The organism is Bradyrhizobium sp. AUGA SZCCT0222, assembly GCF_018130205.1.
Classification (GTDB): Bacteria; Pseudomonadota; Alphaproteobacteria; order Rhizobiales; family Xanthobacteraceae; genus Bradyrhizobium.
In genome coordinates, this window is sequence record NZ_JAFCLX010000004.1 from 209,136 (window position 1) to 235,242 (window position 26,107).

22 protein-coding genes, 1 tRNA gene and 1 pseudogene are annotated in these 26,107 nt (G+C 62.4%); 8 read left to right on the plus strand and 16 right to left on the minus strand.

Going from position 1 to position 26,107, the window contains the following annotated elements; translation table 11 throughout:
- Positions 1-27: 27 nt before the first annotated feature.
- On the minus strand, positions 28-1,827 hold the full coding sequence (locus JQ629_RS05170) for an adenylate/guanylate cyclase domain-containing protein (RefSeq protein WP_212411618.1): 1,800 nt from the start codon (positions 1,825-1,827) through the stop codon (positions 28-30).
- Between the two features lie 183 nt (positions 1,828-2,010).
- Here JQ629_RS05170 and JQ629_RS05175 point away from each other — a divergent pair, with 183 nt between their 5' ends.
- The gene (locus tag JQ629_RS05175; protein WP_212411687.1) at positions 2,011-2,646 is read left to right on the plus strand and encodes a LysE family translocator; all 636 of its coding nucleotides are present in this window, start codon (positions 2,011-2,013) and stop codon (positions 2,644-2,646) included.
- 103 nt (positions 2,647-2,749) lie between these two features.
- On the opposite strand, the gene JQ629_RS05180 is transcribed toward JQ629_RS05175, so the two are convergent.
- Positions 2,750-3,502 carry a sulfite exporter TauE/SafE family protein gene (locus JQ629_RS05180; RefSeq protein WP_212411619.1) on the minus strand — a complete coding sequence of 251 codons (753 nt, stop codon included), beginning with the start codon at positions 3,500-3,502 and terminating at the stop codon, positions 2,750-2,752.
- A gap of 92 nt (positions 3,503-3,594) precedes the next feature.
- Here JQ629_RS05180 and JQ629_RS05185 point away from each other — a divergent pair, with 92 nt between their 5' ends.
- The 3 genes and pseudogenes from JQ629_RS05185 (at position 3,595) to corA (ending at position 6,260) form a co-directional block, all read left to right on the plus strand.
- The gene (locus tag JQ629_RS05185) at positions 3,595-4,488 is read left to right on the plus strand and encodes a LysR family transcriptional regulator (protein WP_212411620.1); all 894 of its coding nucleotides are present in this window, start codon (positions 3,595-3,597) and stop codon (positions 4,486-4,488) included.
- Positions 4,489-4,502: 14 nt separating this feature from the next.
- Positions 4,503-5,150 (plus strand): glutathione S-transferase family protein, encoded by a 648-nt coding sequence (locus JQ629_RS05190; RefSeq protein WP_212411622.1) that lies wholly within the window; start codon positions 4,503-4,505, stop codon positions 5,148-5,150.
- A gap of 145 nt (positions 5,151-5,295) precedes the next feature.
- A pseudogene (corA, locus tag JQ629_RS05195) lies at positions 5,296-6,260 on the plus strand (magnesium/cobalt transporter CorA).
- A gap of 78 nt (positions 6,261-6,338) precedes the next feature.
- Here corA and JQ629_RS05200 read toward each other — a convergent pair.
- The 5 genes from JQ629_RS05200 to JQ629_RS05220 form a co-directional block, all read right to left on the minus strand.
- Positions 6,339-8,042 carry a hypothetical protein gene (locus tag JQ629_RS05200; RefSeq protein ID WP_212411624.1) on the minus strand — a complete coding sequence of 568 codons (1,704 nt, stop codon included), beginning with the start codon at positions 8,040-8,042 and terminating at the stop codon, positions 6,339-6,341.
- Between the two features lie 566 nt (positions 8,043-8,608).
- A complete protein-coding gene (locus JQ629_RS05205; protein WP_212411626.1) occupies positions 8,609-9,577 on the minus strand; it encodes a Bug family tripartite tricarboxylate transporter substrate binding protein in 969 nt (322 codons plus the stop codon).
- 90 nt (positions 9,578-9,667) lie between these two features.
- Positions 9,668-10,195, minus strand: a complete 528-nt coding sequence (locus JQ629_RS05210) for an isochorismatase family protein (protein ID WP_212411628.1) — start codon at positions 10,193-10,195, stop codon at positions 9,668-9,670.
- Positions 10,196-10,364: 169 nt separating this feature from the next.
- Positions 10,365-11,144: a histidinol-phosphatase gene (gene hisN / locus JQ629_RS05215; RefSeq protein ID WP_212036523.1), complete on the minus strand. Its 780-nt coding sequence runs from the start codon at positions 11,142-11,144 to the stop codon at positions 10,365-10,367.
- 540 nt (positions 11,145-11,684) lie between these two features.
- Entirely contained in the window at positions 11,685-12,572 is an 888-nt protein-coding gene (locus JQ629_RS05220; protein WP_212411629.1) for an N-formylglutamate amidohydrolase, read from the minus strand.
- A 340-nt stretch (positions 12,573-12,912) separates the two neighbouring features.
- On the opposite strand from JQ629_RS05220, the gene cpdR reads away from it, so the two are divergent.
- Positions 12,913-13,272, plus strand: coding sequence for a cell cycle two-component system response regulator CpdR (gene cpdR, locus JQ629_RS05225; protein ID WP_079542506.1), 360 nt, complete (start codon positions 12,913-12,915; stop codon positions 13,270-13,272).
- Between the two features lie 194 nt (positions 13,273-13,466).
- Positions 13,467-13,541: transfer RNA gene (locus JQ629_RS05230), tRNA-Val, on the plus strand.
- Between the two features lie 149 nt (positions 13,542-13,690).
- Here JQ629_RS05230 and JQ629_RS05235 read toward each other — a convergent pair.
- The 8 genes from JQ629_RS05235 to JQ629_RS05270 all read right to left on the minus strand — a co-directional run bounded on the left by JQ629_RS05235 (position 13,691) and on the right by JQ629_RS05270 (position 21,209).
- The gene (locus JQ629_RS05235) at positions 13,691-13,996 is read right to left on the minus strand and encodes an AzlD family protein (protein WP_212411630.1); all 306 of its coding nucleotides are present in this window, start codon (positions 13,994-13,996) and stop codon (positions 13,691-13,693) included.
- Positions 13,989-14,705, minus strand: a complete 717-nt coding sequence (locus JQ629_RS05240; protein WP_212270143.1) for an AzlC family ABC transporter permease — start codon at positions 14,703-14,705, stop codon at positions 13,989-13,991. The genes JQ629_RS05235 and JQ629_RS05240 overlap by 8 nt, the downstream gene beginning before the upstream one ends.
- A 35-nt stretch (positions 14,706-14,740) precedes the next feature.
- The gene (locus JQ629_RS05245; RefSeq protein WP_212411631.1) at positions 14,741-15,670 is read right to left on the minus strand and encodes a glutathione S-transferase family protein; all 930 of its coding nucleotides are present in this window, start codon (positions 15,668-15,670) and stop codon (positions 14,741-14,743) included.
- A complete protein-coding gene (locus JQ629_RS05250) occupies positions 15,667-17,376 on the minus strand; it encodes an FAD-dependent oxidoreductase (protein WP_212411632.1) in 1,710 nt (569 codons plus the stop codon). Before JQ629_RS05250 ends, JQ629_RS05245 begins: the two co-directional genes overlap by 4 nt.
- 223 nt (positions 17,377-17,599) lie before the next feature.
- Complete coding sequence (locus JQ629_RS05255) at positions 17,600-18,355, minus strand: GntR family transcriptional regulator (RefSeq protein WP_212270140.1); 756 nt, start codon at positions 18,353-18,355, stop codon at positions 17,600-17,602.
- Positions 18,345-19,346, minus strand: coding sequence for a Gfo/Idh/MocA family protein (locus JQ629_RS05260; RefSeq protein WP_212411633.1), 1,002 nt, complete (start codon positions 19,344-19,346; stop codon positions 18,345-18,347). Before JQ629_RS05260 ends, JQ629_RS05255 begins: the two co-directional genes overlap by 11 nt.
- Complete coding sequence (locus tag JQ629_RS05265; protein ID WP_212411635.1) at positions 19,343-20,236, minus strand: NAD(P)-dependent oxidoreductase; 894 nt, start codon at positions 20,234-20,236, stop codon at positions 19,343-19,345. Before JQ629_RS05265 ends, JQ629_RS05260 begins: the two co-directional genes overlap by 4 nt.
- 10 nt (positions 20,237-20,246) lie before the next feature.
- Entirely contained in the window at positions 20,247-21,209 is a 963-nt protein-coding gene (locus JQ629_RS05270; protein WP_212411636.1) for a Bug family tripartite tricarboxylate transporter substrate binding protein, read from the minus strand.
- A gap of 181 nt (positions 21,210-21,390) precedes the next feature.
- Here JQ629_RS05270 and JQ629_RS05275 point away from each other — a divergent pair, with 181 nt between their 5' ends.
- Together JQ629_RS05275 and JQ629_RS05280 are read left to right on the plus strand one after the other, a co-directional pair.
- On the plus strand, positions 21,391-21,783 hold the full coding sequence (locus JQ629_RS05275) for a carboxymuconolactone decarboxylase family protein (RefSeq protein WP_212411637.1): 393 nt from the start codon (positions 21,391-21,393) through the stop codon (positions 21,781-21,783).
- A 29-nt stretch (positions 21,784-21,812) separates the two neighbouring features.
- Complete coding sequence (locus JQ629_RS05280) at positions 21,813-22,685, plus strand: amidohydrolase family protein (RefSeq protein ID WP_212411638.1); 873 nt, start codon at positions 21,813-21,815, stop codon at positions 22,683-22,685.
- A gap of 26 nt (positions 22,686-22,711) precedes the next feature.
- Here the strand turns inward: JQ629_RS05280 and JQ629_RS05285 are convergent, their stop codons facing one another.
- Positions 22,712-26,008, minus strand: coding sequence for an FG-GAP-like repeat-containing protein (locus JQ629_RS05285; RefSeq protein WP_212411639.1), 3,297 nt, complete (start codon positions 26,006-26,008; stop codon positions 22,712-22,714).
- Positions 26,009-26,107: the final 99 nt, after the last annotated feature.

Genomic DNA, 26,107 nt, shown 5'->3' on the forward strand with positions numbered 1-26,107 from the left:
AATTCGACGCAAAGGTGCGCGGCCTCTTCAGGTATCGGCGGCAAGCTTCGGCGCGGACTCGACGAGCGTCAATCTGGTGGAGGGGACGCCGGCCTTCAGCAGGCCGTCACGGTAATGGGCGATGTCGTCAGGCCGTTTCCAATGGAAATTGCTCAAATGGCGTTCGACGGTAAAGGTCGGATAATTGTGCAGCAGCACCTCGGTGGCGTTGGCTGCTTCCTCGGCGCGCCCGAGCTGGGCGAGCGAGGCCGCCCGGATCGCGAGCGCCTGAAGATGATTGGGATTGAGATACAGCTGTTCGCGCGCCCAGGACAGCGAGGCGTCATATTGCCCGATAAGGTAATGGCTGAACGCATTCACGCCCGCCCATTGATATCGGGGGTCGGAATTGCCGCGCTGCGCGGCCATTGAAATCAGTTCGATGGCCTTCCGATGTTCGCCCGCGTAAAAATAACAAAAGCCAAGAACGCCGCGGGCGCCCATGTCGTAGGGGTTCAGCCCGACCGCCCGGTTCGCGGCATCCATGGAAACCTCGTGATGTCCTTCCAGGGCGTGCAGATAAGCGACGATCTGGAAGGCAAAGGACGAGCGCGGATCGAGCCTGACGCTGCTCTCGGCGAGATCCATCGCCGTGGTCCACAATTCGCGCGTGCTCTTGATCCATCCGAACTGGATGCTCTGCATCATGATGGTGGCAAGATAGGCGCGGGCGATCGACAGCGTCGGATCGAGTGCGATCGCCTCCCTGAACAGGCCGATCGAGGTTTCGAAATCGGCCTTGGTCTGCAGGTAATAATAGGAAAGCCCTTTGAGGAAGCGGTCCCATGCGGTCAGGTCGTTCGACGACGGCCGGGGAGGGGCGGAAGCCTCGGCCCGGTAGATCTCGGCCGCGATCGCCGCCGACAGGCTGGTGGTGATCTCGTCCTGCATCGCGAACAGGTCGCCCATGTCACGGTCGTAGCGGCCGGTCCATAATTGCTCGCCGTTCTCGGGCGCGATCAGCTCGGCGGTGACGCGGATCTTGCTGGCGGCGCGGCGCACCGAGCCCTGGATCAGGTAACTCGCGTCGATCTCGCGGGCGATCAGGCGGGTGCTCAGGTTCTTGCCCTTGAAGGAGAACGTCGAATTGCGGCTCAGCACCCGGTAGAACGATTGCAGCGACAATGCGTGGATCAGGTCCTCGGTGAGGCCGTCGGAGAAATACTCGTCGGCGCTCTCGCTCAAATTGGCAAACGGCAGCACGCCGACGATCGCGGTCCGGTATTGCGCAGGCAGGTTCGCGGGATCCCTCGCCTCGCGGCTGCGGTGGTCCGCGCCTTCAGGCTCCCAGGTCCAGACGCTGACCGGCTCCTCGATGTTCTTGAAGCGATGCGGACCGGCATCGACCAGGGGAACGCTGAGACGCTTGCCGGCCTCGCCATAGGCCTTGCCCGACACCGCCACGCCGCCCGGGGCGGCCACCGATTCGAGCCGGACGGCGATGTTCACGTCGTCGCCGAACACCTCGTCCTCGTCGGCCATCACGTCACCCATATGGATGCCCATACGGAATTGCATCACGCGGTCGGTGGGCAAATGATGGTTTCGTTCGGCCATCATCATCTGCATCGCGACCGCGGCCTCGATGGCGCCGACGATGCTGGGAAACTCCAGCAGGAAGCCATCGCCGGTGTTCTTCACCAGACGGCCGCCATGATTGAGGATGATCGGGTAGATCGCGGTCCGGTGAGCCTTGAAAGTGGCGTGCGTACCCGCCTCGTCGGCTCCCATCATGCGGGAATAGCCGGCGACATCAGCGCAAACGATGGCGGCTAGCCGTCTTTCCATGTATCCCTAAAACTCCCGCGCTTGCATACCACTATGTGGTCGGCCAAGCGATTCCAATGATTATTAAATACGCTGTATCTGGCGGAAGGCCGATTCAGAAGTGATAGTAACGCAATCCAATTGCGATTGGCATGCGCTGGATCATGGATTGTCACGAGGGAACTGGTCAAAATCATGGGCGAACTGCTCGGCATAAACGAACTCTGGTTGTTCATCCTCTCGGGGGTGCTGCTCAACGTCACGCCGGGGCCTGATACCGCCTACATCATCGGCCGCAGCATCCAGTTGGGGTGGCGCGGCGGGGCGGCGGCTGCGCTCGGCATCAGCTGCGGCTGCCTGGTTCACGTGTTTGGCGCCGCGATCGGGCTGTCGGCGCTGCTGCTGACGTCGGCGGCCGCCTTCACCGTCCTGAAGCTGGTTGGCGCGGCCTACCTGGTGTTCACCGGCATCCAGATGCTGCTGTCGCGCCAGAGTCCGGTCACCGACATAGCCGTGCAGGACGATGCCACCCCGCTACGCCGGGTGTTCTGGCAGGGGGCCTTGACCAACGCGCTCAATCCCAAGGTGGCGCTGTTCTTCCTGGCGTTCCTGCCGCAATTCGTGGCCGCTGATTCGCCGCACAAGACGGCGGCCTTCCTGGCCCTCGGCCTGATCTTCATCTTCAACGGCACGCTGTGGTGCCTCGGTGTAGCGGCGTTCGCGTCGAAGGCCGCCGCCCGCATCCGGCACTCCGGGCGCGTGATCGCCTGGATCAACCGCGTGCTCGGCGGGATGTTCGTCTATCTCGGGTTTCGCGTGGCGATGCTGCAGACCCGCTGATCTGCCGCATTTGGGTGAGGCGTCTTTCAAGCCAGTTCGCGTCAGGAAAACGCGTCAAAGCAAAGGACCTGGAATCTGGTTCTGATCCAGCCAGAACCGGGTTCTAGCCATGAATTTTCAGAAACCCGCCGACGGCGAGATAGAGCCCGAGGAAAATCATCGCGATCAGGAACCAGCGGCGGAACACGTCCGGCTGCATCCGCGTGCGCACCGCCTGGCCGATGAACATGCCGGCAAACGACGCCGCCATCGCCACCGCGCCCGGCAGCGCGGTTGCGGCCGTCAGCAGACCCGCCGCGGTGATGTTGAAGGCGAGCGCTACGGTAGCGACCGTGAAGAACACGCCGAGCGCCTGCACCAGCTCGTCCTTCTGCATGCCGATCGCCTGCATGAACGGCATTGACGGGATGACCTGAACGCCGGTCGCGGCCGAGATCACGCCGGTGACAAGGCCGACGATGCCGCCGATCCACTTCTCGTCGCGGTGCGCGACCTTGAAGCTGAATTTGCACAGGCCCACGATGGCATAGATCACCAGCAGCACGCCGAGGATGACGGTGCCATAGGCCGCATAGGGCCCGGTCAAGAGCCCGCCATTGAGCCAGATGCCGATCACGGTGCCGACCATCAGCGGCCACAGCCGCCGCATGATGTCGCGCAAGTAAGGGCCGCCGAAGGTCTGCCAGATATTGGTGACGATCGCCGGAACGATCACAATCGCGATCGCCTGTCCGGGCGCCATCGTCAGCGCGAGCAGGCCCATCGACACCGTCGGCAAGCCGAGCCCGATGACGCCCTTGATGAAACCGGCGAGCAGGAACGCGGCCGCGATGAGAAGGAGCATGGAATCGATCATGCGGCCACATTGACCGATCGTGCTATCAGGCACAATCTGGAGATTACGGAGACAGCATTCGGCCAGGCCGAAGGCAGATATCGGAATTCGTGATGCGCTTCGATCTGGTCGATCTACAGCTCTTCATCGCCGTGGCCGAGACGCGCAGCATCACCAACGGCGCGAACCGCGTGCATCTGGCGCTGGCCTCGGCCAGCGCGCGCATCAAGGGCCTGGAAGCCGCGCTTGGCGTTTCACTGCTGCAGCGCGGCCGCCGCGGCGTCGAACTGACGCCGGCCGGCGAAAGCCTGCTCGATCATGCCCGCATCATCATGCACAATGTGGACGCGATGCGCGGCGATCTCGCCGCATTCTCGCGCGGCGTCAAGGCCACTGTCCGCTTCCTGGCCAACACCTCCGGCCTGTCCGAATATCTGCCGAAGGCGCTGGCCGCGTTCCTCAGCCAGCACCCGCATATCTCGATCGACGTCGAGGAGCGCGAAAGCGCCGACATCGCCCGCGCCATCGCCAGCGGCGCTGCCGATCTCGGGCTCGCCGCCGAACATGCGCTGCCCGACAGCATCGAGCGGATCCCCTACAGCGAAGACCGGCTGGTGCTGGTCACCGCGCGCCAGGACGAACTGTCGAACCGGCGGCAGGTCGATTTTCGCGAGGTGGTGGAGCGGGATTTCGTCGGCCTGATCACCTCGAGCGCGCTGCATGCCCATGTCACCGGCCACGCCGCGCGGCTCGGCGCGCGCTTGCGGTTCCGCGCCCGGCTCAACAATTTCGATGCGATCGGGCAGATGGTATCTGCCGGCATCGGCGTTGCCGTGATGCCTGAAGTGGCGGCCAGGCGCTGCGCGCGGTCGATGAAGATCAACGTCGTCAGGATCAGGGATCCCTGGGCCAACCGCAGGCTTGCGATCTGCGCCCGCAGTTTCCAGTCGCTGCCGAAGCCGGCGCAGCAATTGGTAGAACATTTGCGCAAGATGGCGCCGAAGTAATTTGGAGAAAGCAAATGCTCAAGGTCTGGGGACGCCGAAGTTCGTTCAACGTCCAGAAAGTCATGTGGCTGATCGGCGAACTCGATCTTGCCCATGAGCATATCGACGCCGGCGGTTCGGCCGGCGGGCTCGATGCGCCGGCATTTCTGGCGATGAATCCGCACGGCCGCATTCCCGTGATCCGGGATGGCGACGCCGTGGTGTGGGAATCGCATGCGATTCTCCGGTATCTGGCCGCGCGCCACGGCGCTGGTCGATTCTGGTCAGATGATCCCGTCGTCCGTGCCGCCGTCGACGGCTGGATGGATTGGTCACAAACCGCGCTGCAACCGGATTTCCTCACCGGGGTGTTTTGGGGGTTCTACCGGACGCCGGCGGACAAGCGGAACTGGCCGGCGATCAACGCGGCGCTGGCGCGATGCGCCAGGGATTTCGAAAAACTCGACCGGTTGCTGGAGGGACGAAGCTTCCTGCTCGGCGAGACCTTGTCGCTCGCGGACATCACGGCCGGGACGTCGCTCTATCGTTACTTCGAACTGGAAATCGACCGCCCGCCATTGCCGCAAGTCGAGCGCTGGTACCGTACGCTGCAAGCGCGCGACGCGTACCGGACCCACATCATGATTCCGTTCGGCGAATTGTTCGGGCGGCTGGATTATTGATGGGCTGTATTCATAAATTTAAAGCTCGGCCCGCAAGCCAAATCCGAGGGCGTGATGCAGGCGCTGCAATGCTGCCACAAGAATTATCCGGGCAATTTATGTGGTAGGGTGTGCACCCGCTCATCATGTTCGGAGGAAGCTCGTTGTGAGCGTTGTGGCAGCCCACCTGTACCGTCATGGCAAGAATGTCAAAGCCGTTTCGCTGGACGAGCCCATCGATTGCAAGGGCAAGTCCGAGTTTGTCTGGATCGGGCTATTCGAGCCTTCGAAACGAGAGCTTGAGCAACTCGAGAAGAACTACGGGCTTCATCCGCTCGCGATCGAGGATGCGTTCAAGGCAAACCAACTGCCGAAAGTCGACGTCTACGGCGACCAGCTGTTTGTCATGACGCGCACGGCTCATCTTGAGCAGGATCACATCGCCCATGGCGAAACAGCGATTTTTGTCGGAAAGAATTTTATCATTACAGTTCGGCATGGCTCGGCTCGGGCGCACAGCGAACTGCGCGCCCAACTCGAAGCGGCTCCCAGCTTGCTGGACCATGGTCCGGATTATGTCTTGCACGCCATCCTCGACTTTATCGTTGATGGATACCTGCCGGTGATCGAGACGATCGAGGAACACGTTCTCAAGATGGAGCAGAGCGCGCTCGACAGCTTCCTCAGTCGCGCAGACGTCAAACGGCTCTTTGGGCTCCGCCAGGAACTGATCCGCTTTCAGCGAATTATCGGCCCCATGATGGGGTCTGCGGCCGGCTCGTACACATTGATACACCGTGTCTTGACGCTAACGCCCGTCCCTATTTCCAGGACGTCCTGGACCACGTGCGGCGCGTCGAAGCGATGGTGAACTCGTTGCGAGACGTGCTGACTTCGGTTTTCGAAGTGAGCAATCTATTGGAGCAGCAGCGTCAGAGCGCGATTACGCGGCAGTTGGCCGCGTGGGCCGCGATCTTGGCCGTGCCCACCGCGATCGCCGGGATCTACGGCATGAATTTCGAAAACATGCCCGAGTTGAAAACGCAATACGGCTACTTTGTCGTCGTCGGCGTTATCGCCCTGCTTTGCGCGGTGCTTTATGTGCGTTTCAAACGCGCTCGATGGCTCTGATACGAGTTCGTGGCTCGCCGAGTCGGTGGCAATTGATCTGCGGCGCCCAACCTGGCGTAGCGAACCTGGCAACCGTCATCACTTCCTGCGCCAGATATCCAGCAGTGCTTCGGCCTTGGTTCGCAGCGGCAACCGTTCGTTGGTCAGCGCATCGAGGAAACCCGCAATGCGCTGCGACTTTGCAAGCGTATAGAGCGTGAGCGCGGCGAAAGCGGCTGCCGTTACGGCTACGTAAATTGCCTTTGCCGCGAGATGATGGTCGGTTGCGGCGATCAGGCTGCTCATGCCGAGGAAGCCGGTCGTGGTGGTGCCGATCAGGCCGATCATGGTCACGACGGTCAGCCTGAGGAAGATGTTCGACTGGCGACGCAGCAGATCGCTGTCGAGATAGGCGCCCATATCCTTCAGCTCTTCCCTGATATCGACGTACAGGCGATCGGTGCCGAGGTGTTTGACCAGGGCGTGGAACACCTCTCGCGTCTGCACGTGCTCCGATACATCGTGAAACCAGTAGCGGTGGGTGAAGCGAAGGAATATTTCGAGCAGGCCCCTGATCTCGGCGCGGAATCGTCGCACGGTTTCCTGCTGCTCGATATTAAGGCGCGTGACAGCGTGCACCAGGCGGTCGGACATCATCAGCAAGGCCGCCTTGTGCATGTGAGCGATCAGCGCCAGCAGAAAGAACTGATGACGGAACTGGCCAAGAACGCCGCGCTCCGCATCCATGAATACGGGCCTCGCGGCGTCGCCGACGATCAGGAACGCGTGATCGCAACACATCACGCGTGTGCGCAGCCGGGCGTCGGATTGCGTTTCGTCATAGTACCTGTCGTAGCAATGGTTTTCTTCGAAGCTCGCCAGATATTTCTCGGAATAGGGCAGCGCATGCCGGTCGCCGGGCGCGTTCGCGTACGCCAGCCGGGCGAAGTCTGCCCGCGTCAGCTGCTCCGGATGTTCGACGGCGAGATAAGCCATCAAAGGCATGCGATAATATTCGAGGTGGCGGAACCGCAGCGCGCCCGCCTGATCGGAGTGATGCGCCGCCATCGGGTTGAGCAGATATTGCCAGTGCGCCGCGAGCGGCGGCGCCCGCTCGCGGCACACCGATGCCAGATACTGCTTTCTGTCCTCGTAGTCCGACACCGCGAGCACGCGCCCGTCTGCCGCCAGCCATTCCACCTTGCGGGGGCAGTTGATGCCGTCTCCCTCTGCGGTCCAGCCCGCAGGATAGGCGCGGCCGAACCGGTGCAAGGTGTCCTGCACCACGTCGAGTGGCAGGTCGGAGCCGGACACTTCGACGGCGAGAATGACAAGGTCGACGTCATAGAAAAAGTAAAGATCGACATGCCGGACATCGAACACAACAGGTGCGACCCGGTCGGGGAAAAGGATCCGCACCGCTGCCACGTCGGTCCGGCGATAAGCCTTTATCGGGGATTCACCGTAGGCGGCCATGGAGCGGCGTTTTGCGCCTTCGCCGTAGAGAAGACGCTGCACATAGGGCAGGAATGTCACGAATTCGCGATAGTGCCGTTCCTGGAAGGCGTCGGGATCGGCGCAGAATTCATCATCCACTTCCTTCCAAACCCCGCCGGCCCCCTTCTCGAGGAGCTCCCAGTGATGATGGATTTGCGAGCCTTCCTTCAGCGGCAGCAGTTGAAGCGGCCAGAGCAGGATCTGGTGGAACGTGCGCACCAGCGGTGTGGATTCGAGCGTGGATTCGATCGGGTCCGATGCCAGGCGCGCCTTGGAGTCCAGCCCGCCGATCGTTTGCGACACCATGGCACGTCCTCGACATTCGGGTTGGAGGCCTCAATGCTGAACCATACCGCAAAAGCACCGGCATTGTCCGCGTTGCTGTCCCACGCTGCAAGCGCGACGCCAATTCCGCATTGCAGCGGGAATGACGCCATGACCAATGGACGACATTCTCGAAAGGAGTAGGCTAGCGAGCGTCTCATGCCTTTCTCAGGAGGTCAGACCATGACACGGCACCTTTTCTTTGCGATCACGCTCATAGGCACCGGAATGCTCCTCAATGCACAGGCTGAAGCACTGACAGCCTCGCGATGTGAGGATCGAGCCGCAAATTGCGTTGGCAGATGTGCCAACCCCACCGGTGGGGGCGGTGACTGGCGAGGGCATCAGAACAAATGCATGCTCTACTGCGACCGGCAGGTGAGCAGCTGTCTGATCCGCGCGCGATACTAGCCGCTACGCCCCGTGTTGGCGGAGGCACCAGGAGGATTTCGTTGCGGCGTCATTTTTGGCCCTCCCGCGCGGAAGCGAAAGGGGCCGCAAGGCGTGAGCACAGTGCCGTTCTTGAAGAGAATTGCGCTTGGAGAGAATTACTTCGCCGTCTCGAGGCCCGCGTCCTTGATCACCTTCGACCACTTCTTGATTTCAGAGTCGATGAAGCCGCGGAAATGCTCCGGGGTATCGCCGGCCACGGTGAGGCCCTGATCGGCGAGTTTTGCCTTGACGCTCGCGTCGGCCATCGCCTCGTTGGCGATGCGGTTCAGCTCAGTGACGATCTTCTCCGGTGTGCCGCCCGGCGCGATCATGCCGTACCAGTTCTCGATCAACAGATCCGGCATGCCGACTTCCGCCGTGGTCGGCACGTCGGGCGCGGTCGGTGCGCGGGTGGGGGAGCCCAGTGCAATTGGCTTCAGGGAGCCCGCCTTGATATGCGGCAGGATCACCGGCAGGTCGAGGAACGTCATCTGCACCTGCTGGCCGAGCAGGTCGTTGATGGCCGGCGCCGCGCCGCGATAGGGCACGTGCACGATGTCGAGTTTTGCGGTCAGCTTGAACAGCTCGCCCGCCAGATGCGGCAGGCCGCCGACGCCGGCGGAGGCAAAATTGAGCTTGCCGGGCTGCGCCTTGGCGAGGGCAATGAGTTCGGCCATGTTGTTGGCGGGAACGTTGCTGGCCACGACCAGCATTTCCGGCACGGTCACGACAAGAGTGACCGGTGCGAGGTCCTTGCGCACGTCGTAGGGCATTTTTTCCAGCGAGGGGTTGATGACGAGCGAACTCGCGCTGGTGATGCCGATGGTGTAGCCGTCGGGCGCGGCCTTCGCGACCGCATCGGTGCCCAGCACCCCGGCCTGTCCGCTGCGATTTTCGATCACGATCGGCTGCCGGGCCAGTTCCGACATGCGCTGGCCGACCACGCGGGCGATGATGTCGTTCGGCCCGCCGGCGGGGAACGGCACGATCAGTTTGATTGGTTTGATCGGAAAATCCTGTGCCGTGCCCGCGGCCGGCCATAGCAGCAGCGACAATCCGGCCGCCAGCGCCCCCCAAATCCTCATGCAAGCCCTCCCTGCGCAGATGTCTAAAGCGTCTGTCGCGTTGCGTGCTTATAGCAGATTTTTGTCCGGCGGGTTACGTTATCGCTGCGGTCAAGGCACGAGTTCGTCGGTGGCCGCGAGGCGGACGGGCTTTTGGGAAATGAGATTGCACCAGACCCAATGATGATGCCGCATGACGCTGACCGCATCGAGGTGGGGGCGGTTGCTCAAGGTGTGGGCATCGGTCACCACGACGACGTTGTGCTGGTTGGAGACGGCGGATCGGACGGTGGCATCGACGCACAGATCGGTGGCCCACCCCGTCACCAGCACGCGGTCCGGCGCGATCCTGCCGAGGCGGGCCTGCAACTCGGCCCCGGCGAAGGGGTCGTTCATGCTCTTCTGAACGACGCCATCGGCGGGATCCCTGATGAGTTCGGGAAGCAGCGCCCAGCCCGGCGATTGCGGTTCGAAATCGTCGCCGGCGTCGCCGCAGTGCTGAATGAAGATGACCATGCCGGACTGCGCGCGCACGCTGGCGGCGAGCCGGTTGATACGGTCGATGACCCCTGGCAGATCGTGCTTGGGATCGCCGCTCCGCAGCCCGACCTGCATGTCCACGATCAGCAGTGCGTCCATGCGGTTACCTCCGTCCGTGTACCGGTCATCCCCGGACGAACGTACTTGCGTTCGCTCGGGAGGTGCGAGCGAAGCGAGCCTCGAAGGATGCATCGGCCACAGGCGGGGCCGTCGTCCTTCGAGTGACGGGAGATAGTTCGAGTTAGCCTCTCAACCTAACTCAAATGCGCTAGCTGTTGAGTAGTTTCATCGCCGCTTCATGCACGCGGGCGTCGCCGGCGGCGATGATGCGGCCGCCGCTGTGGGCGGGCTTGCCGTCCCAGGTGGTAACGATGCCGCCGGCGCCGGTGATGATCGGGATCAGGGCCGCGATGTCATAGGGCTTCAGCTCGGTCTCGACCACGAGGTCGAGATGACCGGCCGCCAGCATGCAGTAGGAATAACAATCGCCGCCATAGCGCGTCAGCTTCACCGCCTCTTCGACCCGGCCGAAGGCGGCCCGGTCGGCGGCGTTCATCAACAGCGGGCTTGTCGTGTAGGAGGTCGCGTCCGCCAGCGAGGCGCAGCGCCGCACGGAAAGCTTCCGTTCGCCCGAGGGGCCGGAATAATGGGCCGAGCCGCTGTCGCCGGAAAAACGCTCGCCGATATAGGGCTGGTGCATCATCCCGAACACCGGCGTGCCCCGGTGCATCAGCGCGATCAGCGTGCCCCAGATCGGAAAACCCGCGATGAAGGATTTGGTGCCGTCGATGGGATCGAGCACCCAGACATATTCGGCGTTTTCCTGCTCGTTGCCGAATTCCTCGCCGACGATGCCGTGCTGGGGAAAGTTGCCCTTGATCAGCCGGCGCATGACAGCCTCGGCGGCGCGGTCGGCCTCGGTGACGGGATCGAAATCCTTGGCGCTCTTGTTGTCGATCGAAAGCGAGGTCCGAAAGAACGGCAGAATGGTTTCGCCGGAGGCGGTTGCAAGGCGGCCGATAAAGGCTGTGAAATCGATGACCGTCACGGCAGTTCCTTGAAAGGGCGGAGGGGTGTTCAAGCGTTCGCGTTCTTGCCTAGCTCAATCCTGCGATGGGCGCACGATTAACGGAATGTTATTCCCATCTCATCCGACTCAGGGCCCCCTTTGGGGTTTCGAATCGGCTTCGTTTAGGCATGCATTTTTGGTGACACGGCTATTCACAACATCGAGATTTGTGAATTGTGGCCGCTCCGTAACACCGGGTTCCCACGGAAATTTCTCCGTAAGACATTGAATATAAAAAGAAAAATAGTATTTAACTGACCTGTTGCATAACGGCCATCCTCGCCGGGATTACGCTGGGAAAGTTTCGAAAGGACTTGCGTTTTGTGCAGCGCGGCCGCATATTGTTGCGGTGCGGTAGGGCCTCGCCCTATCGCTGCCCTCCTTGGGCGTTTCCTCCCTAGACTTGGGCCGCTTGTTCATTCAAGCGGCCCTTTTTTCTTTTTGGAGTTGGTTTCTTACTCCGTGATTTGTGGAGTCATTCCGGGTTCGCTTCGCGCCCCGGAATGACGGAGCGATGGATTACTCCGCCGCGGCCTGGAACGGGCCAAGATCGCCGAGCGGCACCTTGGCCAGCGCGTCGGCCAGAACAGAGAAATCGGCCGCCACCTGCGCAAAGCGCGGTGAGCGCTCGCGGCGGCGTTCATCCATATAGATCGCGCGGTTGAGTTCGAGCTGCACGGTGTGCAATCCGCTTGCCGGGTTGCCGTAATGCTCGGTGATGAATCCGCCGGCATAAGGCTTGTTGCGGCCGATCGAATAGCCGAGCCCGCTCATGACGTCCTCGACGACGTCGGGCAGCAGTGCGGCGCAGCTGGTGCCGTAGCGGTCGCCGATCACGATATCGGGCCGCCGCGGCTCGTCGCGCGACACGCCGATCGACGGCATCGAGTGGCAATCCACCAGGATCACGGTGCCGAACGCCTGATGCGCCTTGTTGATCAGCCGCCGCAATGCGCGGTGGTAGGGCTTGTAGAGCGCCTCGATCCGGCCCAGCGCCTCATCGACATTGAGCCGCTCGCGGTAAATCTCCTGCCCGTCGCCGACCACGCGCGGGATGGTGCCGAGGCCGCCGGCGACCCGCATCGAGCGGGTATTGGCAAAGCTCGGCAGCCGGCCGGTGAACATGCGCGGATCGAGCTCATAGGGCTCGCGGTTCACGTCGACATAGGAGCGCGGAAAATTGACCCGCACCGTCGGAAAACCGCGATCGCTCAAATCGACGATCAGTTCGTCCATGAACGAATCCTCGGAGCGGCGCAATGCTGCCAGATCGATCCGGGAGGCGTTGAGGAATTCCAGCGGATAGACCGAGCCGGAATGCGGGGAATTGAAGATGATCGGCGCCCGCCAGCTGGCCGGCTCCACGATCTCGAACGGAGGCGACAGTTCGCCATCAAACTGGGTCATCGTCGGGCGCCGTCCCTTGGATCCGTGCTTTCCAGGCAGTCGATCAAGACAATCGATCAGGCCTCGCGATAGAGCAACCGATTCTGCCGGAAAACCAGAGATTTTATGAGAACGCATTGTCGGTAATCACAATCATTCTGCCAAGTGAAAAAAGCCGCAATGGTGCTGGAACACATCTCAAATGCGGAAAACGCCTGCCTTGATTGATCTCTGGCGCGTTCCGGTACAGAAATAGCGCCGCTCTACGTGAGCTGCACACTGCTGCCTTTCACCCGATCTTTACCGTCTGTCGGGCTTAGTGTGCGGACTGACCCTCCAAGCCGGATTCGACGACAGCGCCATGCACAAAATCCTCCTCGCCGAAGACGACAACGACATGCGCCGCTTCCTGGTCAAGGCGCTGGAAAACGCCGGATTTCAGGTCTCGCCCCATGATAACGGCCTGTCCGCCTATCAGCGGCTGCGCGAGGAGCCGTTCGAGATGCTGCTGACCGATATCGTGATGCCCGAAATGGACGGCATCGAACTGGCGCGCCGCGCCTCGGAACTCGACCCTGATATCAAGATCATGTTCATCACCGGCTTCGCGGCCGTTGCGCTGAATTCCGATTCGGAAGCCCCGAAAAACGCCAAGGTGCTGTCCAAACCGGTCCATCTTCGCGAATTGGTCAGCGAAGTGAACAAGATGCTGGCGGCCTGATTCGGACTATTCAAAAGCGTTTTCGAGCGAAGTGGGTACCGGTTCGCGTGAAGAAAACGCGTCAAAACAAGAAGTTTTAGCCCGAAATCACACCGGAAATTACCCAGAAGCGTCCTTGCGGGGGCGCTTTGGAGCCGATATACGGACCGCACCCAATACGATCAAAGCTGGAGCGGGATGGTCATCCCAATCTAGGGCGCGTAGCTCAGCGGGAGAGCACTACCTTGACATGGTAGGGGTCACAGGTTCGATCCCTGTCGCGCCCACCACGCTTCGCCCTGACGGGCTACGCGTGGCGCAGCCACGCGGAGACCTTCAGGTCGAAGCGTGTCCGGCGAAGCTTGAACGCAGTGAAAGCGAAGACGGACTGTCTCCGGTTCGGACTCACCGACGCCCTGCCGCCTCCACCACCAACCCCTCACATCCCCAGATTCTTCACCACCGCCGCCACAGCCGCGCCCACCAGCATGGCGCTGAGCGCGCTGCGGGTGACGGCGGCCACGATTGCGGCCGCCGCGACGGCCATCCAGATCCGCGGTGCCGCGGCCAGCGTTGTCGGGACGACGATCGCAATCAGAACCGATACCGCCATGTATTTGAGGAAGGCCTCGATGCGCGGCGTGATTTTGACGTAAGACATGATCCAGACGCCGCCGACCCGCGTCGCCATGGTGATCAATGTGAGCAGCAGGACGGCGGCAACCGCCGCAACCGTATCAACCATGGCGCCAGGTTCCGACGATCCCGCCGGCCAGGGCGCCCGCGATGATGTGCCAGCCCGGCGGCAGAACATAGGTCCCGATCACGGCGACCGCCGCCGCCGCAAGCCACGGATACAGGTCTTTGGCCCCCTTCCATTGGCCGACGACGACGGCCGCGAAATACGTCACCATGACCGCATCGAAGCCGAAGCGCGTCAGATCGCCGAGAAATGAACCCGCAAGGGCGCCGACCGCGGTGCTTGCGATCCATATCAGCCACATCGCGATGCCGCTGCCGAACAGAATGCCGGCGTCGACTTCTCCCCGCTCGCGGGCGGACATGGCGTACGCAAAGCTGCCGTCGCTGAGCCCGATCAGCGCCGCCAGCCGCCCCTTGATCGGGATCTGCAGCAGCCACGGCGCGAGCGCCGCGCCGAGGAGAATGTGCCGCGCGTTGACGGCGAGCACCGTGAGCGCGAGGGTCGCCAGCGGCAACGGCGCATACCACAGATCAAGCAGCGCGAATTGCGAGGCGCCCGCATAGATCGCGATGCTCATCAGGATGCTGACTTCCGGCGCGATGCCCTTCGCGGAAGCGGCGACGCCAAACGCGATTCCGAACGGGATGATGAACACGGCGATAGGTGCGATTTCAACGCAGCCACGCCACACGCCTTTCGCGGTGAAGCGTGGAATTTGTGCCCGGTCGGTTACCGTCGTTTGCTCCGCCATGCGGCTATTTGAAAGCGAAGCGTTGGTTTGGTCAATCACGCATCCGATACGACATACCCGAGCCGTGGAAAGTGAACGACGACCTCGCCGAGATCAGGATCGCGCCTGCGGATGGCGATGTGGTGTACGGAGAGCGAGACGATTTCCCCCTCGATCGGCGTCTTGACCGGCTCATCGGCCGAAACCTTCACGACGTCACCGATCCTCCAGCGTTCGCAATCGCGCGTCGCCTCCGGCGCGCGGGCCTCGGGTGTGGCTTTCGCCGCAATGGTGAGCGCGTCTTGCCCTAAGAGTTCGGTGCGGGTGCCGTGGCCGAGGATGCGGACCTGCTGCTCCCAGTCGCGCAGCCGCGGAAATTCGGCCAGCAGTTCGTCGGCGAGTTCAGGCAGGTTCGAGCGAACGTACCAGATGTTCATGTAGCAGCCGGCATCGGCGAGGCTGAATTCGCCGAGCAGGAACTTCCCGCCATGCGCGAGCTGCGCCTCGATCAGCGCTGCCTGGCTACGAAACTGGTCGCGATGATGCGGCAATGCTGCCGCCATCGCCTTCACGTCGAACGGCGCGCCGCGCAATTTGGTCCGGTCGTCGATGAAATCCTGCGGGACCTTGTCGCCCAGCGAACCGAACACCAGGAACACGGCGCTGCCAAAGAAGATCCGATCGGTCCACAAGCCGGTCATGTCAGGCACGCCGCCATTGCCGCCCGGAAACAGGGTCGGCTCGGGAAAGCGCTTCTCGATCTCGCGCTGGATGATCCGGGTGTCGCAGAAAATGTCGGCGCCGATCTGCATGACCGGCGTGCGGCGATAGCCGCCGGTCAGCGGCACAAGGTTTGGCTTCGGCATGATGCGCGGGATCAGCACCGACTGCCAGGCGATCTGCTTGAAGCCGAAGATCGCGCGGATCTTCTCCGAGAAGGGCGAGGCCTCGAAATGGTGCAAAATCGGCAACCGAGAATCCGTCATGCCGCTTGCCCCGCGATGTGCCGTCCCGCGATATACCCGAACGTCAGCGCCGGTCCCAGCGTGATGCCGGCGCCGGGATAGTTGCCGCCCATGATGCTCGCCATGTCGTTGCCGACGGCATAGAGGCCCGCGATCGGCTGGCCGTCGGCATCGAGGGCTTGCGCATTGGCGTCGGTCCGGATGCCGGCATAGGTACCGAGATCGCCGATCACCATCTTGATCGCATAGAACGGCCCATCCTTGATCGGCGCGATGCAGGGGTTGGGGCCGTGCAGCGCATCGCCCTGGTAGCGGTTATAGGCGCGCGAGCCTTTTCCGAATGCCGGGTCCTGTCCGTCGGCGGCGCTCTTGTTGAACTGCGCGACCGTCGCCTCGAGTCCCTTGGCATCGATGCCGGCCTGCGCCGCGAGCTCGGCCAATGTCGCGCCGCGCTTGAGATAGCCGGTGCGCAAGTGATGGCCGAGCGGCATCGGAAACGGCGGCACGCAGCCGAGGCCGTATTTGCGCAAGGCGCGGTGATCGCACAGCAGGAACGCCGCGATCTCCTCGCCGGGTTTTGCGACCTTCATCATGGCCTGCACAAAATCGTGGTAGGAATTGCCTTCATTGGCAAAGCGGATGCCTTCACGCGTCACCGCGATCACGCCGGGTTTGGCGCGGTCGATGAAATGCGGCATCACGCCCTTGCTGCCGTCCTTGCGCGTGGTGATCGAGACCGGCACCCAGGCCGCGGCGTTGGGCAGCGAATCCTCGGCGCGGCCGCCCGCGGATTCCGCCAGCCGCAAGCCGTCGCCTGTATTGCCGATCGGACCGGGCGAATAATGCTCGTTGCCGGTCGGCGCGTGCGGGAACATCGCCTTGCGCCTCGCCACATCATGCGGAAAGCCGCCGCAGGCGAGGATGACGCCGCGCTTTGCATGAATGCGAATCTTGCGCCCGTCGCGCTCGACGATGGCGCCACGCACCGCGCCGCTGTCGCTGATCAGTTCGCGCACCGGTGACGATAGCCATAATGGGATCTTCAGGTCGAACGCCGATTTGGCGAGGCGTCCGGCCAGCGCATTGCCGTTGGTGAGGTTCATGCCGCGGCCGTGGCGGATCACGTCGACCAGATGCTTCGACAGCCGCTTGGCGACAAACAGCGCCGAGGTCAGCGATTTCGTGGCGCGCATGAAGTGGACGATCTCCTTGCCGGAGCCCAGCATCATGCCGAACACGGTGAGTTCGGGCAGGGGGGCGCCGATATCCTTGAGGTGCTCGCCGAGTTCACGGCCATTGAACGGCCGCGTCACCATCGAGCGGCCGCCCTGCGTGCCGCCGGGCGCCTCGGCGTGATAATCCGGAAAGGTCAACGGCATGTCGAAACGCACCGCGGTCTTGCTGGTGAAGAAATCCACCGCTTCGGGACCGGAGGTCAGAAACGCATCGACCCGTGCGGCATCGAAGGAGTTGCCGGCTTCATGCCGCAGATAGGTCCGCGCCTGATCTGGACTCTCGACGATGCCCCAGTTGCGCGCCAGCGAGGTGCCGGGAATCCACAGCCAGCCGCCGGAACGCGCGGTGGTGCCGCCAAAGCGCAGCTCCTTCTCGACGACCAGTACCTTGAGCCCCTGATGTCCCGCAGTGACCGCCGCCGACAGGCCGGCACAGCCCGAGCCCACCACCAGCACGTCGCATTGATACGTTTCTTGTTCGTTGCCCGCCACGCGATCTCCCCGTGTTCTGTTTTTTGACAGCTAAGCAAGTTTCGGCGCCGCTGTCTTCACCTCGCCCCGCTTGCGGGGAGAGGTCGACGCGCATAGCGCGGCGGGTGAGGGGGTACAGGTCTATCGACAGACCATCGTGGTGGAGAGAGCCCCTCACCCCAACCCTCTAAGAGCGAGCTTCGCTCGTCTTGACCCCGTGAAGAACGGGGAGAGGGAGGAGAGCCTACACCTTTGGCCGCAGCGAGCGCTGCATGTCCATGGTGTAGGTGTAGCGTCCCTCCGGATGCGTGGTGACGGTGACCTCGAACAGTTCCTCGCGCAGGCCGTAGTAACGGCGCACCATCGTCAGCGCGGGTGAACCGGGCTTGACCCCGAGCGCCTTTGCCAGTTTCGCCGGCATGCCGCGCGCGAACACTTCCAGTTGCGCGTATTCGATGGTCTCGCCGAACATCTTTGCGATCTGCTCATGCACCGGGCTGCGGCCATGATCGCGCCGCTTCACGACGCCGGCGAATTTTCGCAGCACATAGATTTCCACCCATCCCAGCGGATCCGCGAATTCATCGGAGCGGCGGATCGCCTCGATCAGGAACCAGTGTTTGCCGGGCTCGCATTTCAGCAGGGCGGCGAGGTTGCGGTCGGCGACAACATCGCTGGAGCCTACCACCTGGCGATAGGTCTCGTTGGAATATCGCAGCCATTCATTGAGTGATTTGACGCTGTGCGTGAACAGCACCGGTGGTTCGGCCGCGATCACCACCGAGCCGAGCCCGGCCCGCCGAACGATCAGGCCCTGTTCGGTGACGATCCGCAGCGCCTCGCGCACGGTCTGGCGGCTGGCGCCGAACCGCGCCATCAATTCGGTCTCGGTCGGCAGCAACTCGCCGACCGGCGTCGAGCCGAGCCGGATTTCCTTCTGCAGCTCGGCGGCGATGTCGCGGTAGCGCGCCGATTTGCGCGGTTCTTTTTTAGCGGCCATGTTGACCGGCATTTTCTTGAAGGTTTTGACATTGCACGGGCAGGCCGGATTTCATCGACTGCAGCGCCGCCTCGAACGCCGACAAGGTCGCCAGCACCTCGGCTTCCCGCACCGGGAATGTACCCTTGTTCTCGATCGCGCTGGCAAAGGCGTCGAGCTCGGCGCGCAGCACGTCGGTAGCTGGATAGGTGAGCCGTTGCGGCGCAGCGCCGCTCTTTCGCAGGATCATGGTCGTTTCATCCAGCACCTCGGCGGAGCCGTCCGTTCCGAACAGGTGTACGCGCCAGTAGAACGGCGTTGCCCGCACGGTGGCAAGGGTGCCGGTGACGCCATTGACAAAATCCAGCGCCACGACCGCCGTATCGAGCGGCGGCGGGCCGGTCTCGCGCTGACGCAGCCGGGCATACACCCGTTCCACCGGCCCCATCATGCTGACGAAGGCGTCGAGCACATGCAGGCCCGCGCCGGTGAAGCCGCCGCCGGGCGATTCCTCCGGCGATAGCCGCCATCCGCTGGTGATTTTCTGCGAGTTTTCGTTGCTGTTGTGGCCCTCGACGTGAAGGATGGTCCCGAGCTGGCCGCTCGCCAGCGTTTCGTGCAGGGCGCGGATCGACGGCCAGAAGCGCCGGTTATGGCCGACGGCCAGCATGACCCCGGCGTCGCGGCAGGCGCCGAACATCCGCGCGGCGTCGGCATGCGTCAGCGCCAGCGGCTTCTCGCAAAAAATCTGCTTTCGCGCCCCCGCGCAGGCGATCACCTGCGCCGGATGCAGCGAATGCGGCGTCGCCAGCAGGACCGCGCCGATCGTGTCATCGGCCAGGACCGGATCGAGATCGGCGGTCAATTCGAGATCGTGTTGGCTGCAAAATTGCTGCGCCGCCTTGATGTCAGGCTCGACGGCGCGGACGATTTTCAGCCGCGGATGGCCGCTGGCGGCTTCGACCAGATTGCGGCCCCAGCGGCCGAGACCGGCAATGGCGGCACGGATCATCGCAAAACCCCAGCCAGCGCTGATGGCCGCCGGATCGCCTCGATGACCGCGGCGCTGTCGCGGTCCGGGCCCTCAAGCGCGATCGCCGCGCGCAGAAGTTCGGCCTGGATGGTGGTGAGCGGCAGATGCATGCCGCATCGCCCGGCTTCCTCGATGATCAACTCGGCATCCTTCAATGTCTGCGCGATATGTGACTGCGGCCGATAGTCCCGCGTCAACATCTTCTCTCCCTTGGAGTCCATCACACGGGAATAGGCGGCCGATTGCCGCGCCGCCGCCAGGAAGGCGTATCCGTCCAGCCCCATGCGCTCGGCGAAGGCGATTCCCTCGGCCAGGGCCGCGCGGTTGTTCTGCAGGATGAGATTGATCGCGAGCTTGGCCCGGCTGGCGTCGCCGATCACGCCGACGCGGAGGCTGCGCGGGCAGAGAACATTCAGGAGTCCGCGGACCTGGGCGATGACGCCATCGTCGCCGGCCAGCAGCGCCGTGGCGGTGCCGTCGAGCACCTCGGTGCTGGTGCCGGATATCGGCGCCTCCACCAGCGGCAGGCCGGCGCCCGATGCGCGCGCGGCAATCCGGATGATCTCGCCGGGTCCGCAGGTCGTGGTGCAGATCACGACCGGCCGCGCGGCGCCGGCGCCATCGTCGATTTCATCGAACAATGCCTCGACCTGTTCGCCGCTATAGACGGCGACGATGACTGTTCGGCAACGCCCGGCGAGTTCACGCACCGAATTCGCGACCATGCCGCCACTGGCCTTGAACATCCCGCATCTGACCGGGTCGATATCGAACCCGACCAGCGGGATCTTTGCGTCGATCAGCCGCGCCGACAGCGCGATGCCCATCAGGCCGAGGCCGACGATCCCGACCGGCGCGTCCGTTGTCATCATCCCGCGCCTATTTGGCTTCGATGCCGGCGGCCTTGGCATCCGCCGTCCATCGCGTGATTTCGCTGGCGATGAAGGCGCCAAATTCGGCCGGCGGCATCGGGGCAACGACCATGCCGAGGCTCGCAAGCCTTTCGCGCACCGCCGGCGTCGACAGGATTTTCTGGGTTGCGGTGTAGAGCCGGTTGACGACCGGCTCCGGCGTTTTCGCGGGCGCCAGCAGCCCGTACCAGATCGTCGCCTCGAAGCCCGGCATGGCATCGGCGAGCGGCGGCAGGTCCGGCGTCAGTTCGTTCCGCTTCGGCGACGTCACGCCGATGCCGCGCAGCGTGCCGCCCTGCATTTGCGGGATCGCAACCGAAAAATCCGCAAAAGCCAGATCGATCACGCCCGAGATCACGTCGGTGACCGCCAGCGGCACGCCGCGATACGACGCCGAGAGGATCGTCATGCCGCCCCGGCTCTGCAGTTGCGCGTTCGATATCTGCGAGGCGCCGGAGCCGTAGCCCGCGGTCAGGCTCGGACGGCTCTTGGCGTATTCCATGAACGCTTTGAGATCCTTGGCCGGGAAGTCCGGCTTCACCAGCAACACCATCGCGGTCGTGATGGTGCGGATGACAGGTGCAAAATCTTTTGCCGGATCGTAGGGCAGGGTTTTGAACATCGCGACGTTGCTGGCCTGGGTGGTGTTGGTTCCCATCAGCAGGGTGTAACCGTCAGGCGTGCTGCGCGCGACTTCCTGCGCGCCGAGACTGCCGAGCGCGCCGCTGCGGTTCTCGATCACGACCGTCTGCCCAAGATCCTCCTGCAGGCGCTGGCCGATCAGGCGCGCGACCTGGTCGGGTCCGGCGCCGGCGGGAAACGGCACGATGATCTTGATCTGCCGCGTCGGATATTCGTCGGCGGCGTTGGCCTGCGGTCCCGACAGTCCGAGCAGGACCAGACCGGCGAGAATGCGAAATCGCAGCTTCATCCTGTTTCCTCCAGCCATCATCGGCGAAATCTCTTTACGGATTTCTGTTCTGGATTTATACGGACAAATAGATATGGTGCAAGAGATCGTGACCTAAAATGGCTATTTTGGCGGTTCTAGCCGTTCGCGAAATAACCGTATAATTCAAGTCAGATTGCCAACGCCGCGTGGGGAGTTCGAATTGGACACCAGTGAACTGTACGCCCGAGGCCTGCGCCGGCGCAAAAAGCTGTTCGGCGAGGCCGATGTCGCCGAGCGCATGGCAGCGTCGGGCGAGTTCGGCGCGCCGCTGCAGAACATCATCAATGCCTATGTCTATGGCGACGTCTGGGAACGGCCGGCGCTCTCCGACGACGTCCGCAGCCTGGTGATGCTCGGCATGATGGCTGCGAGCAACAAGCCCGCCGAGTTCCGCGTCCACGCCAAGGGGGCGCTGGCGAACGGCTGCACCGCGGCGCAGGTGCAGGACGTGCTGCTGATGGTGGCGATGTATTGCGGCGTTCCGTCCGCGATCGAGCCGACGCGCATCGCCGCCGATATTTTCGGCGAAGCCGATCCCGCCACGAAGCCGTAAGCAGATGAAGCCGTAAGTAGATTCCGTCAATGAAATCCGTTCCAACCGTCGACGCGCACCATCATGTCTGGCGCCTGAATGATCTGCCCTGGCTGTCCGGGCCGCCTGTGCCGCGCATTTTTGGACCTTACAAGCCGATCTGCCGCGACTACTCGATCTACGAATACCGCAGCGACATCATGGACTGCGATATCGTCAAGTCGATCTATATCCAGACCAACTGGCCGGCGGGACGAAGCTACGACGAGGCGCGGTGGGTTCAGTCGATTGCGGATACGACGGGCTGGCCGCACGCCAATGTCGCCCATGCCGACATGGCCGATCCCGACGCCGGCAGTTTGCTCAAGCGTCTGGCGGCATTGCCGGCGACACGGGGCATCCGGCAGCAATTGCATTGGCATGAGAACGCGCAATACCGCTTCGCGCCGCGTCCCGATGTCATGAACGATGCGGACTGGCGTCGTGGTCTCGCGATGCTGGCCGATCACGGTCTGCTGTTCGAACTGCAGATCTTCGCTTCCCAGATGATGGATGGCGCGAAGCTGGCGCGGTCGTTCCCGGACATCGTGTTCGTGCTCGAACATGCCGGCATGCTGGAAGACATGTCGGCGTCGGGTTGGCAGCTTTGGCGCGACGGCATGGCGGCGTTGGCGCAATGCCCGAATGTCAACGTCAAGCTCTCCGGGCTCGGCACCTTCGTTCACGCCTGCCGCGCCGAATTGATCGGTCCGATCGTCAAGGAAACGGTCGCGATGTTCGGCGCGGACCGTTGTTTCTATGGCAGCAATTTTCCGATCGAAAAGCTCTGGACCGATTACGGCACGCTGTACCGCACCTTCCGGAGCGCCATCGCGCATCTCAGTGATGCCGAACAGGAGCCGGCTGTACCGGATCTGACGTGAGGTATCACGCTGGTTTTGTGTGACGTTTAGAGCATGAAGTCGGCTTGCGTCACCGTTACGGCGTTGCCGATGCCGACCAACCGGATCGTTTGGCCTGGGTCGCCGTCGATCGTGACGAGTGTATCGGCCCCGACGTCGGCAATTGTGACTCGCGTTGCAAAATTGCCGGGTGCTATCCCGAATGCCGAAATGTCGAGGAAGTCCTGCCCGCCGCTCGGGTTGGCGTCGAAAGCAATGATTCTGTCGTTTCCGAAGCCAGGTGCAAATACGAAGGTGTCGCTGGCGCCGACGCCATCCATCGTGTCATTGCCCGCTCCGCCGATAATGCGGTCGTTGCCGCCGCCGGCGTTGATGTTGTCATTGCCGTTGCCGCCGTCGATCACGTTCGCCGCGCCGGTGCCGGTGATCTGGTCGTTTCCCTGGCTGCCGATCATATTTTCAATGCCACCCAACGTATCACTGCCGATTTGGGCGCTTGTTGCGTTGCTGCCGGTGACGGTAGCCGCGGCCGTGGTGCCGGACAGGTCGATTGTATCCACACCGTTGCCGCCAAAGTAACTGTCATTGCCGTCGCCAATGGTCGCGACAAAGCGATCGTTTCCGTTGCCTCCCCTGATCGTATTGTTCAGGGCATTGCCGGTCCCGACAGAGTCCCCGGCTCCGATAAAGGTCAGGTTCTCGAGGTTGGCCACGCTGGCCAGCGAGAACGAATTGAGCCTCGTCTCGATTGTATCTGTGCCCTGGCCCATTGCTTCGGTCACCGTGTCGCCAAGACTGTCGACGACGTAGACGTCGTTTCCAGTGCCTCCGGTCATGGCGTCATTGCCTGTACCGCCATTAAGCGTGTCGTTGCCGGCCCCGCCGTTGATCACGTCGTTGCCAGCCAGACCATTGAGCGTGTCGTTGCCGCCCAGCCCGTTAATGACATCCTCCTCGCCCGATCCCGTCCGGGTGTCTGCTTTGCTGGTACCATTGATGGTAACGCCGGACACGTTCTGCACCGTGACCGATATCACCTGCGTGTCGATGCCGCCGTTGTCGTCCGAGACCTCCAGGGTCACGTCATAGACATTGTTGGGACCGACGTCGGCTGGAGCCTCGAAGTCAGGCGCCGTGACGAAGGCGAGCGCGCCGGTCTCCGAGTTGATCGTGAACTTGGTGGCGTCTGCACCGCCGGTGATTGAATAGGTCAACGTCTGCTCGACATCCGGATCGGTTGCGACAACCGTCGTCACCGCGGTGGCGTTCTCTGAGATGCTTACCGCCGCCGTATTGCCGCCGCCGTTCGACGTGATGGTCGGGGCCGCATTCTCATTCTCATTCTCATCGGTCACGGTGACCGATATCGCCTGCGTGTCGACGCCGCCGTTATTGTCCGTGACCTCCACGGTCACGTCATAGACATTGTTGGTACCGTCGTCGGCGGGAGCCTCGAAGTCAGGCGCCGTGACGAAGGCGAGTGCGCCGGTCTCCGTGTCGATCGTGAACAACTCGGCATCAGCGCCGCCAGCGATTGAGTAGCTCAGAGTTTGGCCAGCATCCGGATCGGTTGCAACAACCGTCGTCACTGCGGTGGTGTTTTCGGCTATCGAGATTGTTGCAGAGATTGCATCTGGCGCCGCTGCGCCATTCTCATACCCCTGTTGTACCTCGGCTTGCGACAATGCGCGGTGATGGATTGCCACACCGTCAAGCTGGCCATCGAAGTAAAAAGCTTCCTCGGACCGCCCGATCATCAGCGGCGCGGCGACATCTGGGATGGCTAATGTCGCTTCGGCCGAGCCGACAAGTTGCCCGTCGACATAAAACTGGTAGGACGATCCAGACTTGGTGAGGGCGAACGCGTACCACTGTCCGGGTGTGGGCTCAAATGGAGCGGCAATAAAGAAGTGCTCTCCAGCGGGGGTTGTGTTGACGTGGAAGCCGATGCCCCCGGAAAAGACTTCGAAGAACCATTTGTTCTGTGATCCGCCACCTTCATCTTGCCCTATCGGGACACCCCCTTGGCCGTCTCCCTGGCTACCATCGGGGACGGAATTGAAATTGGCCCAGAACTCGATGGTGAACTCGCTTCCCAGATTCCATTCGGGTGAATCGGGCACGCTGACATAATCCGACGATCCGTTGAACTGCAGGGCGTTACCTGTCACTCCCGGCACGTGAGTAGCGCCGATAATTGTCCCGTCGTGCAAGCCTTGCTGATCGTGCGCGATCGAACCGCCCGCTTCATCGAAGGGGTAGAAGACAGCCAACTCACCGTCGTTGGAGGTGATAACTGGAGCGTTGTTGGATCCGGTTGTGTTCAACAGCACTGAAACAAAGTCGCCGCTCCAATTGGCTGTGGCGAGATCCCGCTTGCCATTGCCATCAAGGTCGCCAACAACGAGCCAAGAAGGAAAGCCACCCACCGAATAGGTCTCTGCTCCTTGGAACGTGCCGTCTCCATTGCCAAGCAAAACGGCAACTTCGCTGTCACTATTACTTGCCGCAAGATCGGGCGTGTTATCCCCATTCAGATCACCAATGACGACCGCGGTAGGGCCATTACCGGCCGCGTAGGTTACCTGAGGTTGGAAACTGCCATCGCCATTTCCCAAGTACACCGAAACGGTCGTATCGCCGACGTTAGCAATAGCAAAGTCCAGCTTGTTGTCCCCGTTGAGGTCCCCAAGGGCGCCTTCCCACGGAGTAACGCCAGTTGCGTAGGTCGTCTGCGCTTGGAAGGTCCCGTCCCCATTCCCCAGGAGGACCGAGATCGTGTTGCTGCTCATGTTACCGACAACCAGATCGAGATTGCTGTCGGCGTTGAGATCACCAACCTTGATGGCGTAAGGGTTTGCTTCCGTTGCGTATGCCGTCGGCTGCTCGAAGCTGCCATCACCGGTGCCCAGGAATACGGAAACCGTGTTGCTTGCGAAATCATCCACTAAGAGGTCTGAATCTCCGTCTCCATCCACATCGGCGATAGCAACACCATGCGGGAGGCCGCCGGTCGTATATGAGGTCTCATTCGCAAAGGTGCCGTCTCCGTTACCCAAGAGGACCGAGACGGTGTCGTTTCCCTCACTGGTAGCGACAAGGTCAGGCTCTCCGTCTCCATTCAGGTCACCGATCTGAACCGAAACAACGCCAGAACCTCCCGTTGCGTAGGTGGCTGGTGTTTGAAAGGTCCCATCGCCATTGCCGAGCAAGACGGAAACAGTGCTGCTGTAATAGTTGGTTACAGCGAGGTCGAGCACGCCATCGCCATTGAGGTCTCCGATGGCGGCCCCGTAGGGGTTGGGCCCGGCAGGGTAGTCTGTTCTCGTAAAACTGAGTGCCATATCTATCTCCTCCTGCACGCAGTGGAGAGAAAGCAAAGCGCAGCACGGATACAAACACGAGTGCGGTTGGCATTCAGAAAGGCGTGAAGTATTGCGAGC